This window comes from Paenibacillus sp. JDR-2 (genome assembly GCF_000023585.1).
Lineage (GTDB): Bacteria > Bacillota > Bacilli > Paenibacillales > Paenibacillaceae > Pristimantibacillus.
The window spans coordinates 3254548-3271608 of the sequence record NC_012914.1; the positions used below are offsets into that span (position 1 = coordinate 3254548).

The 17061-nt window shown below is 48.4% G+C and carries 16 protein-coding genes and 1 pseudogene; 12 read left to right on the forward strand and 5 right to left on the reverse strand.

Annotated features, from left to right (window positions below):
• Window positions 1-31: 31 nt before the first annotated feature.
• The 11 genes from PJDR2_RS14295 to PJDR2_RS14345 all read left to right on the forward strand — a co-directional run bounded on the left by PJDR2_RS14295 (window position 32) and on the right by PJDR2_RS14345 (window position 10370).
• Window positions 32-829: a DUF2935 domain-containing protein gene (locus tag PJDR2_RS14295; RefSeq protein ID WP_015844417.1), complete on the forward strand. Its 798-nt coding sequence runs from the start codon at window positions 32-34 to the stop codon at window positions 827-829.
• Between the two features lie 120 nt (window positions 830-949).
• The gene (locus PJDR2_RS14300) at window positions 950-1636 is read left to right on the forward strand and encodes a membrane lipoprotein lipid attachment site-containing protein (protein ID WP_041613451.1); all 687 of its coding nucleotides are present in this window, start codon (window positions 950-952) and stop codon (window positions 1634-1636) included.
• 12 nt (window positions 1637-1648) lie between these two features.
• Window positions 1649-2362 (forward strand): AAA family ATPase, encoded by a 714-nt coding sequence (locus tag PJDR2_RS14305; protein WP_015844419.1) that lies wholly within the window; start codon window positions 1649-1651, stop codon window positions 2360-2362.
• 25 nt (window positions 2363-2387) lie between these two features.
• Window positions 2388-2945 carry a GrpB family protein gene (locus PJDR2_RS14310; RefSeq protein WP_015844420.1) on the forward strand — a complete coding sequence of 186 codons (558 nt, stop codon included), beginning with the start codon at window positions 2388-2390 and terminating at the stop codon, window positions 2943-2945.
• On the forward strand, window positions 2942-3340 hold the full coding sequence (locus tag PJDR2_RS14315) for a hypothetical protein (RefSeq protein WP_015844421.1): 399 nt from the start codon (window positions 2942-2944) through the stop codon (window positions 3338-3340). Before PJDR2_RS14310 ends, PJDR2_RS14315 begins: the two co-directional genes overlap by 4 nt.
• Window positions 3337-4245: a LysR family transcriptional regulator gene (locus PJDR2_RS14320; RefSeq protein WP_015844422.1), complete on the forward strand. Its 909-nt coding sequence runs from the start codon at window positions 3337-3339 to the stop codon at window positions 4243-4245. The genes PJDR2_RS14315 and PJDR2_RS14320 overlap by 4 nt, the downstream gene beginning before the upstream one ends.
• A 101-nt stretch (window positions 4246-4346) precedes the next feature.
• Window positions 4347-6635: a 5-methyltetrahydropteroyltriglutamate--homocysteine S-methyltransferase gene (gene metE / locus PJDR2_RS14325; protein WP_015844423.1), complete on the forward strand. Its 2289-nt coding sequence runs from the start codon at window positions 4347-4349 to the stop codon at window positions 6633-6635.
• Between the two features lie 178 nt (window positions 6636-6813).
• On the forward strand, window positions 6814-7347 hold the full coding sequence (locus PJDR2_RS14330) for a sigma-70 family RNA polymerase sigma factor (protein WP_015844424.1): 534 nt from the start codon (window positions 6814-6816) through the stop codon (window positions 7345-7347).
• 13 nt (window positions 7348-7360) lie between these two features.
• Window positions 7361-8521 carry a hypothetical protein gene (locus tag PJDR2_RS14335; RefSeq protein WP_015844425.1) on the forward strand — a complete coding sequence of 387 codons (1161 nt, stop codon included), beginning with the start codon at window positions 7361-7363 and terminating at the stop codon, window positions 8519-8521.
• Entirely contained in the window at window positions 8518-9480 is a 963-nt protein-coding gene (locus PJDR2_RS14340) for an ABC transporter ATP-binding protein (protein WP_015844426.1), read from the forward strand. Before PJDR2_RS14335 ends, PJDR2_RS14340 begins: the two co-directional genes overlap by 4 nt.
• Window positions 9477-10370: an ABC transporter permease subunit gene (locus tag PJDR2_RS14345; protein ID WP_015844427.1), complete on the forward strand. Its 894-nt coding sequence runs from the start codon at window positions 9477-9479 to the stop codon at window positions 10368-10370. Before PJDR2_RS14340 ends, PJDR2_RS14345 begins: the two co-directional genes overlap by 4 nt.
• Before the next feature lie 621 nt (window positions 10371-10991).
• Here PJDR2_RS14345 and PJDR2_RS32470 read toward each other — a convergent pair.
• The 4 genes and pseudogenes from PJDR2_RS32470 to PJDR2_RS14360 all read right to left on the reverse strand — a co-directional run.
• Window positions 10992-11105, reverse strand: a pseudogene (locus tag PJDR2_RS32470) (spore germination protein); the annotation flags it as partial.
• Window positions 11106-11159: 54 nt separating this feature from the next.
• Entirely contained in the window at window positions 11160-12257 is a 1098-nt protein-coding gene (locus tag PJDR2_RS14350) for a Ger(x)C family spore germination protein (RefSeq protein ID WP_015844428.1), read from the reverse strand.
• Window positions 12254-13354, reverse strand: coding sequence for a GerAB/ArcD/ProY family transporter (locus tag PJDR2_RS14355; protein WP_015844429.1), 1101 nt, complete (start codon window positions 13352-13354; stop codon window positions 12254-12256). Before PJDR2_RS14355 ends, PJDR2_RS14350 begins: the two co-directional genes overlap by 4 nt.
• Complete coding sequence (locus PJDR2_RS14360; RefSeq protein ID WP_015844430.1) at window positions 13351-14784, reverse strand: spore germination protein; 1434 nt, start codon at window positions 14782-14784, stop codon at window positions 13351-13353. The genes PJDR2_RS14355 and PJDR2_RS14360 overlap by 4 nt, the downstream gene beginning before the upstream one ends.
• Window positions 14785-14951: 167 nt before the next feature.
• Between PJDR2_RS14360 and PJDR2_RS14365 the strand changes: the two genes are divergently transcribed.
• Window positions 14952-16289: a GH1 family beta-glucosidase gene (locus PJDR2_RS14365; RefSeq protein WP_015844431.1), complete on the forward strand. Its 1338-nt coding sequence runs from the start codon at window positions 14952-14954 to the stop codon at window positions 16287-16289.
• Window positions 16290-16347: 58 nt separating this feature from the next.
• Here PJDR2_RS14365 and PJDR2_RS14370 read toward each other — a convergent pair whose 3' ends face one another.
• On the reverse strand, window positions 16348-16905 hold the full coding sequence (locus PJDR2_RS14370; protein ID WP_015844432.1) for a DUF420 domain-containing protein: 558 nt from the start codon (window positions 16903-16905) through the stop codon (window positions 16348-16350).
• Window positions 16906-17061 lie beyond the last annotated feature (156 nt).

The following is a 17061-nucleotide window of genomic DNA, read 5'->3' on the forward strand; positions in this document are numbered from 1 at the left end:
GGGAAACGGAACCCGGAGGAGGGATCAGCGTTTGGCCAAATCTGAATGGTATGAGCATCGCTTCTGGCTGCAGATTTTGGGGGATCATGGCAGGTTTATCTTAAATACCTTGTCGCCTGTCGAGAGCAATGATATTAAGCTTGCCCATTATTTTATAACGGCTTTTGATCAGTTACTCGAGTATGCCAGACAGTCCTCATCGGAGACGGATTGCTTGTCCATCAGCAGGCAGTCGCTTGAATTGACGATCGAATTGCGGTCGTTCAAGCTGAGTTTGCTGGAGAGAGCCTTGTTAGGAAAAGTAAAAATCATGCTGACTCCGACTTTTCTGAACCATATGGTCAACGAGCTGGAGGAATATCTTCGTATATTGAAGGAGCTTGCGGCAGGCAAGCCGGTTCCGGTGTTTGATGCCCTTCACCATGATTTTTTGTGGCTGCCGGACGCGGCCGGTCATGCGGCTGCTATTGGCAGTGACCTGGATTTTGTTGAGAAGCCGCTGATCAAGCAGACTCAAATATTCGAAGAACGCTTTAACCAGCTGTACTTAAAAAGTATTGAAATGGCAGGTTATATGAGAACGGAATTGAAGGATTTTCCCGCATTCCGCAGGCTTCATAAAGAAGTGGATGTGGAGATGAAGCTGTTTGTAGCCTTCCTGAAAGAGCTCGAGGAGCTTGAGGTAACCGATGAGGTGCTTGACCGGATCAGCCCGTTAATGCCCGATCATATGATGCGGGAAGAGTGTTATTACCTTACGAAGCTAGCCCAGCTGGGACTGGTTCCGAATCCGAACTGCCAGGCGGATAAACCGCGGGTTCAGCCCTGATGAAGGAATGACTATCTCCTGACGAGATAGTCATTTTTTTATGGAAAATGAAACAAAGAGTAAACATGGCCCGTTTGAGGTGTATGTTTTTATTTTCCATATAAAGGAGTCTGAATGGCTATGATGAAAAAAATGATACTTGCTGCGGCGATTGTTGCGCTGTTAAGCGGTTGTGGTTCGAATAACGGGGAGCATGCACAGCAAGTTCGATATTCCATAGGCGATCAAGAGGTTATGCTCAAAGGACTGCAGGATATCACGTTAGCCGGGCAGCAAGAAGAAAACGGCTTATTCAAGGAGATTTCGGTAAGCACATCAACTGTATCCAAATCGTTCACTTGGTCCAATGTCATAAATCCTGCGTATTATCCGGCAATAGAGGTTGCTGATCTGAATGAGGACGGCGATAATGAAATTATAATTGTCTTGACGAAGGGGTATGGGACAGGCGTTAATGCGCAAGAACTCCATATCTTAAATGAAGATGACCTATCGGAGTTGGCTGTCGAGAATCCCCTCCATTACATAATCAATCATTCTCATTCCAGTATTCAGAGCATAGGCGATAAAGTGAAAGTCACGGTTGATATTGACGGACAAACTTATAACAAAGATTACGCGAAATCTGCCGCCGGCGCCTGGAATGATAAAATAGGGTTTGGCAACGTCTTGAATTATGCAGTGATGGATAACAAGCTGGTAGCTTTGGTACCCGGAAACCTATCCCCTGCGGAATACCCGGTTACGATTAAACTCGAATACGGGAAGGATCTTAAGGTAGCCAAATCAACGATAATAGAGCAGTAGGAGTTGAAGCTTGTGTTTCTAAGAAGCGTGGAGATCAGGCGGGACGAGCATGTAAATGAACGGGAATACCCGTTCACGATTCCGGCGATCAAGTCGATGGACAGGCTGCATTTCCGTTCAAACGTAACGTTTCTCGTAGGCGAGAACGGCTCGGGCAAATCGACCTTGCTTGAGGCCATTGCTTATCAATGCGGTTTCCATACGGCTGGCGGAGGAAGGAACAACGCTTATGAAGTGGATTCTTCATCAGCGATACTAGGCAACGCCATCAGGCTGGCCTGGATGCCTAAGGTGACGAATGGGTTTTTCCTTCGTGCCGAGACCTTTTATCATTTTGCTTCCTATATCGACACTCTTGATCCCGATGTGTTAAGCAATTACGGCGGCCGCTCCTTGCACCAGCAATCGCATGGGGAAGCTTTCCTGTCGCTGTTCAAGCACCGGTTCGGCAAAAAGGCCATCTATCTCCTTGACGAGCCCGAGGCGGCGTTATCTCCGGCCAGACAGTTGGCGCTTATGCGGGTTATAAAAGATTTATCGGAGGAAGCTCAGTTTATAATTGCAACGCATTCTCCGATACTGCTGGGGTATCCGGAAGCGCAAATCTACAATTTCGATGAGCAGCCCGTTGAGGAAATCGCATATGAAGATACGCTGCACTACATTGTGACACGCAGATTTCTCGAGAACCGGAAGACGGTGCTCAAAGAATTGTTTAAAAACTAATGAACGGTTAGGGGAGATTGCAAGCATGGAGGACCAATGGAGAATTGCCGTGCATAATCCGCAGTGGCATGACATGTTCCAGGAAACAGCCGCGAAACTGCGAGCAGCCCTAGGCGATATTGCTTTAAGAATTGATCATATCGGATCAACCTCCATCAGCGGTTTGGATGCAAAGCCTATTATCGATATTCAAATATCCGTTTCCCGATTGGCCGAGCTGGATGGTTATAAATCCAGGCTTGAACAGCTCGGATTCGTTTATAGGGAAGACAATCCCGACTTGTCAAAGCGATACTTCAGAGAAGCTCCCGGCAATTGCAGAATCCATATTCACGTAAGGCAATCAGGGAGCTTTTCGGAGCAGATGAACCTGTTATTCCGGGGTTATTTGCGGCAGCATCCGGAGGATTGCCTGCGCTACGGGCAAGAGAAGCACAGGTTAATGGAGCAGTACAAGCATGAACGCATTAAGTATGTCGAAGGAAAAGGGCCGATCGTATGGGACATTCTGCATAAAGCGCATCTCTGGTCGCAAAGCGCCGGATGGCAGCCGGAATTGACGGACAGAGGAGGACTTGTGTGAAAATATTCGCAAGTTATATCGCAATAATTGGCTCCTACATACTTGCATCCATCGTTCTGGGAGCCGGATTCGATGACTTTGAATTTTTGTACTTAGCGGGATACACCATTGTACTTTTAATTAGCTTTCCCAATGCCTATATCTCGAGAAAGCATAATAAAACCTATTACTTATGGTTAAGTTGTTCCATCATACCGGGAATATTATTCATGATTTATGCAAAGTTTCAAGGGGATTCATCCGGCCTGATGATGCTCCCTTGGGACTGGGGGTTGTTAGAGCTGTTCGTTCCGGTAATTTTTATTGTGGCGCAAATTATCTTCTTTTTGGTTCAGCTAGGCATCCGCGATAGGAAGAGACTTAAGATCACTAGAATTCGGGAGGAACAACATTGACCTTAACCCAACTGAAATACATCATCGAAGTTGCGAACCGCGGCTCCATTAACGAAGCGGCGAAGAGGCTGTTTATTTCGCAGCCAACGCTGTCGAACGCGATTAAGGATCTGGAAGAAGAGCTGCAGCTGGCGATTTTCGAGCGCTCCAATAAAGGAATTTCCCTCTCGAAGGAGGGAGTGGAGTTCCTCAGCTATGCCCGTCAGGTAGTGGAGCAAGCAGAGCTGTTGGAAGGCCGGTATTTGAACAGAAAGCCGTCTCCACAGCATTTTTCCGTCTCCACGCAGCATTATGCATTTGCAGTAAATGCTTTTGTTAGTCTGGTGCAGGAACACGGACAAGAGGAATATGAGCTGTCGCTGCGGGAGACGAAGACCTACGAAATTATCGAAGACGTAAAAAGCCTGCGAAGCGAGATTGGCATCCTTTATCTGAACGAATTTAACGGCAAAGTAATCAATAAGCTGCTGAAAGACTCAAACCTGCAGTTTACGAGCTTGTTCACGGCAAAGCCGCATATTTTCATCAGCATTAAGAACCCTTTGGCGAAGCAAGCCAAGGTAACGATTGACCAGCTGGACGAGTTTCCGTATCTGTCCTTTGACCAAGGGGAGTACAACTCCTTCCATTTCGCCGAGGAGATTCTCAGTACGTTATCGCATAAAAAAAGCATCCGGGTCAACGATCGCGCGACGTTGTTTAACCTGCTGATCGGCCTGAACGGTTATACGATCTCGACCGGTGTCTTGAGCGCGGAGCTGAACGGAAACGAGATTATTCCAGTGCCGCTTGATACCGACGAGACGATTAATGTCGGCTGGATTGCGCACCGGAGCACCGCGTTATCGAAGCTTGGGACCGCCTATATCGAGGCTTTGCATCAGGCGATAGCACCAGCTCCGTGATATAGCTATTGGCTATAACTAGATATAGTATTTTACAGTTACACTATAACTCGAAATCCATGATATCTTTCTTGTAACAAATATTGAGGAGTTGTTGCAAGATGGCAAAGAGCAGTGTATTGGGGTACCCTCGAATCGGTGAAAACCGTGAATGGAAAAAAGCGCTGGAAGCATTCTGGGCAGGCAAGCTGGAGGAATCCGAGCTTCACAAACAGCTGCAAGAGATTCGCTTGAACCATCTGCGCAAACAGCAAGATAAAGGCATCGACTTCATTCCGGTTAATGACTTCAGCTACTACGATCAAGTATTGGATACAGCCGCCATGTTCGGAATCGTTCCGAAGCGGTTTTCATATAACGGCGGTCCGGTTCCTATTTCCGTTTATTACGGCATCGCCCGCGGTACGAAGGACGCTGCAGCAAGCGAAATGACGAAATGGTTCAACACGAACTATCATTACATTGTTCCGGAGTTCTATGGCGCTCAGCCAGCTCTCACGGAAAATAAACCGCTTATCGCTTACCGCGAAGCGAAAGAAAAGCTCGGTATTGAAGGCAAGCCGGTTATTCTTGGACCATTTTCCTTTCTCAAGCTGTCGAAGGGATATGGCCGCTCCGAGGTTGACTCTTGGCTCTCGATCCTTCTTAAGCTGTATGTTCAAGTTCTTCAAGAGCTTGCGGCGGAAGGCGTCCAATGGGTGCAGATCGATGAGCCTGTGCTTGTGACTAAGCTGAGCAATGATGACTTGGCCCGCCTGAGAACGGTATACGGCAAAATTGCGGAAGCAGTACCTGGCCTGAAAATTATGCTGCAGACTTACTTCGAATCGGTTGACCAGTACAAGGAAATTGTTAGCCTGCCTGTACAAGGCGTTGGCTTAGACCTCGTGCATGGATTGAAGGGCAACCTCTCCGCCATTCGCCAATACGGCTTCCCGGCAGACAAAGTGCTTGGCGCCGGCGTGATTGACGGCCGCGGTATTTGGAAGGCATCTCTTGGGAAGAAGCTCGAGCTCTTGAAGGAGCTGCAAGGCCTTGTATCGGCTGACAAGCTGCTCGTTCAAACTTCCTGCAGCCTGCTGCATGTCCCTGTTACGACAAAGCCCGAGACCAAGCTTCAGCCTGAGCTGAAGAACGCGCTTGCCTTTGCGGATGAAAAGCTGGACGAGGTCGTATTGCTTACACAAGCCTTGAACAATGGTGAAGTATCCGTTGCTGAAGCGCTCCAGTCGAACCAGTCGGATGTTGGTGCATTAGAGCAGTCCGCTTCCCGTAACCGTTCGGATGTTAAATCTGCGGTAGCTCGTATTGAAACGCAAGTGCCGGCAAGAAAATCCCCGTTTGCAGAGCGTAATGCGGCTCAGCAGGTGAAATGGCAGCTGCCGTTGTTCCCGACTACAACAATCGGAAGCTTCCCGCAATCGACGGAAGTACGCAAGGCGCGCCAATCATGGCGCAAAGGCGAATGGAACAATGAGCAGTATTCGAGCTTTATTCAAGACCAGATTGATGCTTGGATCAGCTATCAGGAAGAGATCGGCCTTGATGTACTGGTACACGGCGAGTTTGAACGGACCGACATGGTTGAATTTTTCGGCGAGAAGCTTGAAGGCTTTGCGTTTACTCAAAACGGCTGGGTGCAATCCTACGGCTCCCGTTGCGTGAAACCTCCGGTTATTTTCGGAGACGTTGCATTCAAGGATGCGATGACGGTCGAAGAAACCGTGTATGCGCAATCCAAAACAAACCGTCCGGTGAAAGGCATGCTTACGGGTCCAATCACGATTATGAACTGGTCCTTCGTTCGTGACGATATCGAGCGCGAGCAAATTGCTTATCAGCTTGCTTATGCTCTCCGTCAGGAAGTAGAAGCACTTGAGAATGCCGGCATCGGCATGATTCAGGTGGATGAGCCGGCAGTACGGGAAGGTCTTCCTCTGAAGGAGGAGGAGCAGAAGCCTTATCTGGATTGGGCGGTTAAAGCGTTCCGCATGACAACCTGCACCGTTCAGGACACAACGCAAATTCATACTCATATGTGCTATTGCGAATTCCATGACATGATTGATTCGATCGAAGAGATGGATGCGGATGTTATCTCCATCGAGACTTCCCGTAGTCACGGCGAGCTGATCCACAGCTTTGAAGTGAATACGTACAAGCATGGCATCGGCCTTGGCGTTTACGATATTCATAGCCCTCGCGTACCGGATGTGCAGGAAATGACAAACATGATCGACCGGGCGCTTCAAGTTCTTGATCCTAAGCTGTTCTGGATTAACCCGGACTGTGGATTAAAGACACGCGGCAAGGAAGAAACCATTGCTTCGCTGCGCAACATGGTCGAAGCCACCAAGCTGGCGCGCGATAAGTTTACCGTTAAGGCATAAGTTGCTTTCAGAGACTCTACCAGATCGATTGGTAGAGTCTCTTTTTGTGTTATTTTTATCTTTTTTTCATATTTGGGCTTAAGGTGTTACAAAATAGAGTTGATAGCCGTCTTATACATGTCAACGTTAAGCCCGGGGCAAGCGTTAAGGCAATTGAATATCAGGGAGGCAATGGAGAATGAACATTTCCAATCCGGCGCCGGATTTGTTTAAAGATATCTTTCATAAGCATTATCCGTCCGTACTTCGAAAATTAATAGCACTCCTGCGTGATCAATCGGCTGCAGAGGATTTAGCCCAGGAAGTATTCCTGAAATTATACAAGAATCCGCCGTCAAGGCCGGAGGCCGTTGGAGCTTGGCTGCATCAAGTACTAACGAGAAGCGCCTACGATTATTTGGATCAGAAGGCAAGAGAACGAATGCTTGTGCAGCGGCAGGAGAAGCAGTTAATGACAGAGCCGCAGACCTTCCAATCCGGGGAGCAGGCCGTAATCAAACAGGATGAGGAAGAGCAGGTGCAAGGCTGGCTGAACTCATTGCCCGAAAGGGATAGGGATTTGCTGCTGCTTCGTTACTCGGGATACAGCTATTCGGAAATCGCGCAGGAATTAAATGTACAGCAGCCTCAAGTAGGCATGCTTCTGAAGCGGGCAGGGGAACGATTAAGAAAACAAGCGTTAAAGCATGAAAATCAATGGTCGCATGAATAAGGAGAGAGAGCAGATGACAAATCATCCAATTGATGAACGGAAGCAAGGGAACTTGCGGGCACCGGAAGAGACGAACGACGCTTGGGCAAAGCTTGAGCTTAAGCTGAAAGAGCAAGAAGGTTCTCCGGTGTGGGGAGCGTGGATGAAGGAAGGCGTTACTGCGGAAGATACGGAGCATAAAGCCGCGGGTCTAACGCTAATGCAAAGAGAAATACATGACGCTGATACAGAGAAAATCGAGGAGAAGGAACGCCATGCAGCGAAGCCGATACCTTCCCCTTTTCGCAGCTGGTTGAAGAAGCATGGCATAAAGACGGGTGTCGCCGCTGCTGCCGTACTAATCTGCGCGGCAATCGCAATCCCGTCTACGAATGAAGCGTTGGCTTCCATTTTGGGCAAATTCAAAATGAATCAGGTTGCGGTTGTGCAGGAGGACGATTTCAAAACGGCATTGGAAGGCTTCTTCGGTTCGAATGTGTCGGCGGAGTCAAGCAATAAGTTTGGTCAATTCGAGCGTACCTTCACTGGTGAAGACGCCTCCGATTTAACGGTAGCGCAAGCACGCGAGAAGTATGGCATCGAGCTTAAGGAGAAGCTGGATCTTCCGTACGGCAAGCAAACCGAGCTTCAAATTTACGGTCAGCAAGGAGAGGCTATTACTCTTCGCTTGGATGTGAATGAGATCAATGATGTCATGAAGAAGCTTGGAGCGAAGCAATTGCTGCCGGCTTCCGTAGACGGCAAAGCGATCACGCTCCGGACGGGTCAAGGAGTAAATGCCGACTATCACTTCATGGACTCCGATGAGAAGTCGCATTACGTCGCGGTTAACGTCATCCCGGTTCCGGTTGTCGAGATGGATCCGTCTATTGAGGCGGAAGATGCTTATGAAGCTTTGATCCGATTCCCCGTACTGCCGGCTAACCTGAAAAACGTTTTGATGCAAAGTACCCGGATCTCCGAGGGTGAGGTGCCTTTCCCGATTATTACAAACGGCAATGTAACGAAGTCGGTTGTCAACGGTACGGACGTATACTATGAGAGCAGTACAAACTACTGGTCTGGCTGGAACGCTACTTGGGTGAAGAACGGTCAAGTTACTCAAGTACGCATGTATGACGCCAATTCGCGCGAAGACGCCGAAATGATTGTGAAGGAATTGATTGCGCAATGAGTTATGCCATCGAAACATTCGGTTTAACGAAAAACTACGGGAACGGACGTGGCTGTCATGATGTCACGCTCCGCATTCCTGCCGGGGAAGCCTTTGGCTTCCTTGGCCCTAACGGGGCTGGCAAGAGTACCATCGTTAAAATGCTGGTAGGGCTGACGACGCCTACGGAAGGGAAAGCCTTATTGTTTGGCCAGCCTGCGGGTTCCGTGGAAGCCCGGCGGCGAATCGGCTATCTGCCGGAATTGTTCCGCTACCCGGGATGGTTAAGCGGCGAAGAGGCGATGCATTTCCATGCCAAGCTTTGCGGAATGAAAGGGGCAGAGGCCAAGAGCCGGATTAACCGATTGCTGGACGAGGTAGGAATCGGGCAGCGAGGGAAGGACAGGATAAAGGGTTATTCCAAAGGGATGCAGCAGCGGCTGGGTCTCGCCTGCGCGCTTTTGGCCGACCCGGATATCGTATTTCTGGACGAGCCGGCATCCGCCTTGGATCCCGTTGGCCGTCATGAAGTACGCGAGCTGCTCCAGCGTCTTCGCAGGGAAGGGAAAACGATCTTCCTGAACTCCCATCTATTGGAGGATGTGGAGCTGTTATGCGATCATGTAGCACTGCTTAACAATGGCAGAATACTTGCCGACGGGCGTGTATCGGATGTGTTACGGGCTTCGACACGCTGGCGCTTCCGGGTAGGCGGCATGACCCCTGAACTGCTGGATTGGCTTCGCGAAACGATGATTGTACCGGTCGATACTATTCCTTGGGAGGGCAGTGAAACGCCTGCTTGGGGAGAGCATTGGCTGGAAGCCGAGCTTGCCGAAGACGAGCAGGTAGGCTATTTTAACCGTCTGCTGATTGAACAGGGACTGGCTTTATACGAGACACAGAAGGTGAAGTCAAGCCTGGATGAATGGTTTTTACAGGCAGTATCGGGATTGGAGCATAGGGGGGAAAACCGGTGATTGCCGTGTGGATGTTAACCTGGAAAGAGCTGATACGCAAAAAAGTCACCTTGATGACTTTGCTGCTTACGGTTTTGTTTTGGATTGCTTTTTATTTTATCGCGCGAAGCGCGGGAGCGTCGGTATCGCATTACGAATCCGGCATCATAAGCCTGGATAATTTAATCGACCGCTTCAGGGGAAGCGCTATTTTGCTTTGGATCGGTTTTTTCTTTGCCTCCTTTGCGACAGGATTTCTGGCCATATTCAGCTCCGTGGCAGCCATTACCGGGGAAGCGGAGCATGGTGTGCTGCAATCGGTATTCGCAAGGCCAATTAAACGCACGTTTTGGTATTTGGGCCGCTGGCTCGGTTTTGTTACGTTTTGTCTTGTTTATGCGCTTATTCTATTCGTATCCATCCTTGGTATCGTAACTTACGCGACGGGTGTTCACCCGGATTGGTCGGCGATTGGGCCGGCACTAGTGTTGTTCGTCAGCCCGGTGCTGCTGTTGGTTACGCTGACGATGCTTGCATCCTGCTGGCTTGCGCCGCTTGGCAATGGGGTTGCGATGGTAATGCTCTTTGGGATGGGCTGGCTTGGTACCATGCTCGACCGGGTCATTGCTGCCGGTATGTTTGCGTCCAACGATTCAACGAAAACATCCGATACGATGGAAATGGTGTCGGGTCTGATCCGGCTTCTTATTCCAACCGATGCCCTGCAGCAGCGGATGTTATCGGACTTATTCCAGGTGAAAGATCTGGGCCAGTCGTTCACCTCCAGAGATTCCTTGGGCTATTTTTCAATCGTAAATCCGCCGTCAGACGCTTTCTTATATTACACGGCCGTTTATTTCGTGTTTTTCCTGGCGGCAGGTTTGTACGTCATCCGAAGAAGAGACTTTTAAACAACTGTATAGGGGCAACAACGAATCGGAAGCCGCATACTCTGCGGCTTTTTATTTTTGCATGCGTTTCATGGTTAAAACCGCCGGAGCAGGGGAATTATTCTGGGGAATGAAACGATAAAGAAGCCATGCATGCGGACCATGAAATCAATGACCCTACCTATGCCCATGCCATTCTCACTACGGAAGAGTTTCTAGCAAAGCTTTAAGAGACTGCTTGAACGGATTTATTGGAGGTGCACGGGCACAGCTTTAGTGAGGCGAATCACATTGCTGCGCAAAAATGTCCGCTTAAGGCGCGTTGAGCGCGAAAAGGCTCATTAATAGTGAAGCAATTCGCCTTAATGAACGACGCGAAGTAAGTCCAAGAAGTAAATAGTGAGTATTTCCGCCTATTTCACTCATCGCTCCTCACTAACAATGAGTCTGACTTCACTACTGCGCAAAAATGCCCGATCGAGATGCGTTGAACGCGAAAAGGCTCACTAATAGTGAGGCACACCTCACTACTGCACGAAATAGGCTGCCCACCCGCCGCCCGAGGTTTTATACGAACTTTTAAGTTTATTAGAAGATGGTTTGCCAGAAGAGGGGGAATACCATTTCGGAATCGTCCGAACGAGCAAGAAGCACGTATGGCGTACCGCCGATTAATATGGCGACCTTTCCTTCCATCAGGTTGGCCGCGACGATATCCGGCCGCTCCGTGTTCATAACCTGGGGGAAGGGGGTAAAACAATATTATGTTTCCAATTGGTTTTTTTTATGCAAAACGGAGACTTGCCCCATTTACTCCAAAATCGCAGTGTTTAGGATTTTTACGGTTACTTTCGGTTTAATGCGGAGTGTGGGATATTGCTCCCGCCAGTTGAGATTGTTGTATAGGTTCGGATGAAAGACGGCCACCTCATGGCCCAGCTGCATGAAATCGCAGTTTGCCTGCTGGAGAGCTGCCATGACCTTAGTTGTTCTAGTCGTAAGATCCGCTGCGATAAACGACTCCATGTCCTTTAGCTTCTTATCCGTATGTTTTTCGAACTCGGAGCCGTCCTCAACTAATTTAACCTGCAGCTGCAGGGAGATTTCGATCTCACGGAGCTTATCCGCATTCGTAAACACATGAAAACGGCGTTTGGCAGATTGAATAAGGACCGAGTACTGTTGTCCTTCCCGCTGGCTGGAAAGCAATTGGTTCTTTCCGGACGGATTTTCAATCAAGGTTGCAAGCTGAGTCTCCTCATTATTCAAATTTTTCCCGGTATACCGCCCGTCGCTGAATAAAGCTGTACCGGACAGACGCGCTTCGTCCCTATAGGGCTCGAACCGGTTTAAGGCGAAATCGTTCATGAACTGGTTACCCCCTAGGATGTAATGAAGCAATTTATTGGAAGGAATCTCTCCTCTGCGGATTTCATCATCAATAAGACCAATGAGGAAATTGGAAACGGTCTGATCATTGATGCTTTTTTTGCTGAGCAGCTCCGTGAGATCACCGTCATACACGGCTAAATAAGCGTATAACGGGTTGGAAGCAAATTGACTGGCAATGTCCAGATGCCGCAATGGTTCATCCTTGGCGAAGCGGGAGCTTATCAGATACAGCCTCGTCTCAAGGACCGAAAGGATACCGGGCATTTCCTTGTTTGTATTGGAAACAGCATCATATAGGTTGGTCCCCGTCGTCTTCATATGCAAGGAAGTTTGTCTTCCGCCGCCTTGACTTGCTTCACGAAGGGAAGAGATGACGTAGTCCACTTTAAGCTGCTTGCTGTTGCCCTCGTAATCAATCCCGATAATATCGACAAAAAGCAGCTTTTTTAATTGAAGCTGATCCCAGCAGCCCGTCATAAAAAGACAAATAATCAACGCCGCTATGGTTCTCTTCATACCCGATGCCTCCCGGCACTCCGAATTCCGGAAATAAGGAGCAGGAGAAGGGGGAGCGCCACAACGGTGAGAATCGAGAGCTGATCTTGAAAGGCGGCGATCCGCAAAATATCATTGCGCTTTGTTAGAAAGAAGCTTGCAACAAAGCAAATCGTTACAATAGTCCAGACCCAAAGATAAGACCTGCCAAGCCCCGCGGTGCGCAAATGCACAAAGGCTTTGGAAGCCAGAAAGAAGTACACGTAGATCGTAGCGGAGACGACGAAGACGTAAAAGATAAGAAACAGAATATCCAGGCTTTGCAAAATCTGAATGCGGTAGTTTTTCAAAATGAAAACAATCGGTTCCGGCACGATAATCAACTGCTTCTGGCCAAACATCGTTGTACAGACGAGGCAGACGGTTACATAAAAAACGATGGTCAAAGCGTTGGCAACCGACATCGCAAGCAGCAGTTTCTTTTTGCTGCCGGCTTCCACATAGGGGTAAGCATATAGAAGCAGATCGTATCCGATATAAGCGCTAAAGGCGACATACACGCCTTTTATAACGGGAGACCAGCCGTTTGACAACACGGGCAGAAGATTTCTAGCATCCAGTCCGTATATCCCGCTAAACGCAATCAGCAGGAAACAGATGACGGGAAAGATCATAAAGGACTGCGAGATGAAGGCCAGTCTCTTTAGTGAAGAAGTGGCTGCATATCCGCAAAGGATAACAAGCATAAGGAAGATGAGCCACCTTGGCGTAAGCAAGAACATCCATCGTTTTAAAATGTCGGTGTACAGCACGGTAATGAGCAGTCCGGAGAAGGTATAGTAGCATCCATACAGCAGGTTGATGACAAAACCAACCGGTCTGCCGACAACTTCCCGGGAATACGCGTAGAAGTTCCGATTCGGATACCGGCTACCGAGCCACCAGATTAACAAGATTCCGATTTGCGCGGCTATTCCGCTAATCAGCACTGCAAGCCACGTATCTTGCCGGGCATTTTCGGCTCCTACGTGGGGGAGGGATAGAACCTCGGTACCGAGCTGTGCCATTACGGTTAGCGTGATCAACTGCCTACCGTTGATAGACTCTTCCTTCATCATCTTTTCCAACTCCTCGGATGCCGCAGCCTAGTTTGATTATATGGCGAGGTTCTTGCCGGTCTTTTTTTCATATTCCAAATAGGTGAGCGGATCAGCGTATCTCTTATCCCGCTTAAAGAAGAAGGAGGAGTAAAGTAAGGCTGTCCCATTGTGCTCATTTGACATAAGTAAATAAAGATGATCATAAAGAAAAACGCCAGACCCAGCAGCCCAAAGACAGAGGACAATAGAATCGCCGGGTAACCGAGCAATCTTACCGCGCTGCTCATCTCGTAGGATGGAATAATAAAAGAAGCCAAGCCTGTTAAGGCGGCTACGATAACCATCGTGTTGGAAGCCAGGTTCGACTGCACAATTACGGTTCCGATAACGATACCGCCTACTACGCCTATGGTTTGGCCGGCTGGACTGGCAAGCCGTATGGTGGCTTCTCTTAAGATTTCAAGCAAAAGCATCATGGCAATCGTCTCGATTAACGGCGGAAAAGTCACGTATTTCAGCGAGCTTTGCAGCGTATTCACGAAATTAATCGGCAGCAGCTGGGGGTTAAAGGAACTGACCGACACATAAAAGGCAGGCAGCCCAATGGCCAGCAGAAAGCAGGCAAGACGAAGAAGCCGGAAGAAGGTTCCAAGCAGCCAGCTGATATGGTAATCGTCAGGGCTTTGAAAAAAGGACCAGAACGTTACGGGCAATATAATGGCATCCGGTGCACCTGAGGTCGCAATGACCATTTTGCCTTCCATTAAATAGGAGCGCGCACGGTCTGGGCGTTCGGTAATTAAGAGCTGCGGGAACAGGCTGAATTTTTTGTCCCGGATCAGTTCGTCAATAAAACCTGGGGATTCCGTATAATCGATATCGATGCTCAGGAGACGCCGGTCCAGTTCCTCAACAAATGACGGGTCCGCGACCGTCTTAATGTACATAACGGCTACCTTTGTCTTGGATAAACGGCCTATCGTATACGATTTGATAACAAACTCGGTTGAAGGAATCAGCTTGCGCATCAAATTAAGATTGGTATCCAAATTTTCTATGAACGCTTCATTTGCTCCACGAAGAATACGCTCATTTGACGGAATGTTAATGGTGCGCTCCTTCTTCAAATCAGCGCCAAGCAAATACAATTTGCTCTCTCCGTCGCGATGCAGCACCGTTTTGCCGCATACAACCGCTTGAACGGCTAATTCGATGTGATCCGTTTCCGCATAGTCAAGTATCGATATAACCTCGCGTACCTCATTCAAAGGCTGTGAAAGCAACGGTTTCAAGATGAATTCCTGGACATGGGAGGAATCAATCAAGGTGTCCAAATAGAATAGTCTGTATTCGATTCCGCCGATCAGCAGCCTTTTCGATTGAAAATCGCTTTGACCGGAAAATTGCTCGTAGAAAAATTGCTCTGATGCCGCGACGGACGGGTTCACATGGATCTCCTCCTATTCCATTGATTTCCTTACTATAGCCATCGGATGGGAAGATTATGTGGCAATCAGTGACTGAGTAAAGGTATGAATGAGGAGTATTGACATGAAACGCAGCACCTTCTAAACTAATTATGAAAGCGGTTTCATAAAAAGGAGAGCTTGCGGCGATGTTTTCTCAGTTCGGAAAAAACTTTATATTTGGAACGGCTACGGCAGCTTATCAGATCGAGGGAGGCTGGAACGAGGACGGCAAGGGGCTGTCGATCTGGGACAAGTTCGCCCATACGCCGGGCAAGATCCGAGACGGCAGTTCCGGGGATCTGGCTTGCAATACTTATCATGATTTTCAGACGGATATTGAGATTATGAAAAGCCTTACCATGGATGCCTACAGGTTCTCGATCAGCTGGTCCCGATTAATGCCAGAGGGCAGGGGCGCGGTGAACCAAAAGGGATTGGACTATTACGACCGTCTGGTGGATACGCTGCTGGAAAAGGGGATTCGGCCGTTTGTAACGCTTTTTCACTGGGATACGCCATATGCATTATACGAGAAATACAAAGGTTTTGCCGGCAGGGAGACTGCAAACTATTTTGCGGAATATGCTCTTCTCGCGGCTCAAAAATTCGGGGACAGGGTAAAGGATTGGATTACTTTAAACGAGCCTTGGGAACATGCGATGATGGGGCATTTTCTCGGCGAGCATGCGCCTGGCTTAAAAAATCCTTGGACCTATTTCAAAGTTGCGCATCATCAGCTGCTCGGTCATGGATTAGCGGTGCAGGCTATGCGAAGTGCCCGCAGGGATTTGAATATTGGCGTTACGTTAAGCCAATTTCCGGTTTATCCGGCTAGCTTCGAACCCAGCCAAAAGGAGATGGATTCGGTCGAGATGGCAGATATGTTCATCAACCGGTTTTATCTGGATGGCGTTTTTAAAGGGAAGTACCCTGAGAAGCTCTTTGCAAGACTTTGGCCAATCGTGCCAAAGATACTCCAAGGAGATATGGCAACCATTCAACAGCCCGTCGATTTTCTCGGGGTCAATTATTACAGTCGTTTGTTTGCCGAGAGAAAATGGTATATACCATTCCTAAAGACATGGATTGACCGATCGAATTCCGATGAACGTTACGCTCATCCCGTTCTTGGCGTTCACGGTTATCCTGAGGGCTTTAAGGAGTTGGCCAAGCGGTATCGCGAAGAATATGGTAACCCAGCCGTTTATATAACGGAGAATGGCACAGTAGGAGGGGAGATCTCGGATAAAAACCGTATCCGATATTTAACCCATTATCTAAGCTCCCTGCGGGAGGCCATCGATGAGGGCTCCGATATTAGAGGGTATTTCTATTGGTCGCTGCTTGACAATTTCGAATGGAACTCGGGTTTAGCTTGTCGTATGGGACTTATTCATGTCGATCATGCAACCCAGCAGCGTACCATTCGCGAGAGCGGCTTCTGGCTGAGGGATCTGATCGCAAATCAGGAAAGCAGAAGATAAAACAAAGAGGGTTATTGAAGATACGATCTTCAATAACCCTCTTTCTGTTAAGATCACCTTAATAATAGGGTTCCATCATTAGGAACACAACAACTCCGGTTAAGCTGACGTAAAGCCAGATCGGCATCGTCCATCGTGCGATTCTGCGGTGTTTGTGCAGTTGGTTTGTCCAGCCCCATACGAGAGTGAACAAGGCTAATGGCACGATGACGGCCGCTAGAATGCTGTGAGTGATAAGGATGAAGAAATAAATCGGCCGGACTACGCCTTCTCCGCCAAAACTCGCCGTCTCCGACGACATGTAATGAAACGTTAAATAGGAGACAAGGAACAGCAGCGTTGAAGAAAAGGCGGCGAGAATGAACCCTTTATGGAGTTTTACGTTCTTCCGCAGAATTGCGATTAACGCGGCTAGCAGGAAGATGAAGGTGAAGCTGTTCAACAGTCCATTGATTCTGGGGAAGATGGTAATGTCGAAATCGATATTCCCCTTGTAGCCAATCGGCGAGAAGAACAAGAGTAAAATAACGATATTTGCGATCAGCGAGATCGTGACGATAGCAGCCGTATAGTTTTTGTTGCTTGTTTGCTGCGGTACATTCTGTTTTTTGCTCATTAAAACCGAAGAACTCCTTTCCAACACATGGTGATGGCTTCATTATAGACGGGTTTTGCCGAGCATTAATCAAGCTTTGATGTCGAAATAGCGAAATCTTATTGACTATTTCGCGGCGGGAGAATTTGACTCCAAGTTTCATGACCGTGAATGACA